The organism is Allobosea sp. CER48 (assembly GCF_044752385.1).
Classification (GTDB): Bacteria; Pseudomonadota; Alphaproteobacteria; order Rhizobiales; family Beijerinckiaceae; genus Allobosea.
This window is the reverse complement of the sequence record NZ_JBIWYK010000704.1, coordinates 1-1,192: the sequence shown is the minus strand read 5'-3', so window position 1 is coordinate 1,192 and position 1,192 is coordinate 1. Positions and strand designations below refer to the sequence as shown.

The following is a 1,192-nucleotide window of genomic DNA, read 5'->3' as shown; positions in this document are numbered from 1 at the left end:
GACAAAGACTGCCATCTGGCAAGTCCGCTGCCGGATGGCTTGGAATCACATGCCGGATGCCTTGGCCGTGCGCCCAAGAGCGCTGCAACTCTTCCTGATCTTCGCGCGGATCGGGCTGACCAGTTTCGGCGGCGGCCTGAGCGGCTGGATGCTGCGGGAATTCGTTCAGCGTCGCCGCCTGATGAGCGAGGAGGATTTCCTCAACGGGCTCTCGATCGCGCAGGCGCTGCCAGGCGTCAACGTCACCAATATGGCGATCTGGATCGGCTACAAGCTCGGTGGGCGCAGCGGCGCGATCGCCTGCTGGCTCGGCATCGTGGTGCCAGCCGCCGTCGTGATCGTGCTGATCGGCACGCTGTTCGCCTCGATCGGCGACTACGCCATCACCCATGTCGCCCTCGATGGCGCGGCCTCGGCTGCGATCGGACTATCCCTGGCCATGGGATTGACGGCCGCGCGCCGCGTGCCGCGCCGGGCCTTCCCGCTCGCTGTCATGGCCGCGACCTTCGTCGCCGTCGCGATCCTGAAATGGCCGCTGCTCTGGACCGTGCTGGGCGCCGGGTCGCTCAGCGTCGCCGTGACCTATCACCGGGGCTGAGCGTCAGACGATGCCCAACCTCCCCCTCAGCATCCTCGTGGTCTTCCTGCCGCTCTCGCTGGTGACGATCGGCGGCGGCCAGAGCGCCATCGCCGACATGCATCGCCAGATCGTCGACGTGCATCATTGGCTGAACGCGGCCCAATTCGTCGATGCCTTCGCGATCGCGCGGCTGGCGCCGGGGCCTGGCTCGCTGCTCGCCACGCTGATCGGCTGGCAGATCGCCGGCATCTGGGGGGCGCTGGCCGCGACCGTCGGCATCTTCGGGCCGACCGCCTTCCTGATCTACGGCGTCGCCCATATCTGGTCGCGCTACGAAGGGGCGCGGCTGCTGCGCGCGCTGGAAAAGGGCCTGCGGCCCGTCGCTGCCGGCATGATCCTCGCTGCGAGCTATGTGCTGATCCAGTCGCTCGACAGCGGCTGGCTCGGGCGCGGGCTGGCGCTCGTTTCGACGGCAGTCCTTATGCTGACGCCGGTCAATCCCCTGCTGCTGATCGCCGGCGGAGCCGGCTGCTTCGTCGGTCTGCACCTGCTGGCATTGATCTGAAGCGGCCGAAAGCGCGGGATGAAACCGGCCCGCGCCGCAGTCGCATT

At 68.0% G+C, this 1,192-nt stretch carries 2 protein-coding genes; both read left to right on the top strand.

Annotated elements, in window-relative coordinates; genetic code table 11:
- Positions 1–67 precede the first annotated feature (67 nt).
- Entirely contained in the window at positions 68–598 is a 531-nt protein-coding gene (locus ACIPIA_RS16695) for a chromate transporter (RefSeq protein WP_400511091.1), read from the top strand.
- A 10-nt stretch (positions 599–608) separates the two neighbouring features.
- Positions 609–1,145: a chromate transporter gene (locus tag ACIPIA_RS16690; protein WP_400511090.1), complete on the top strand. Its 537-nt coding sequence runs from the start codon at positions 609–611 to the stop codon at positions 1,143–1,145.
- The last annotated feature ends 47 nt before the right edge of the window (positions 1,146–1,192 follow it).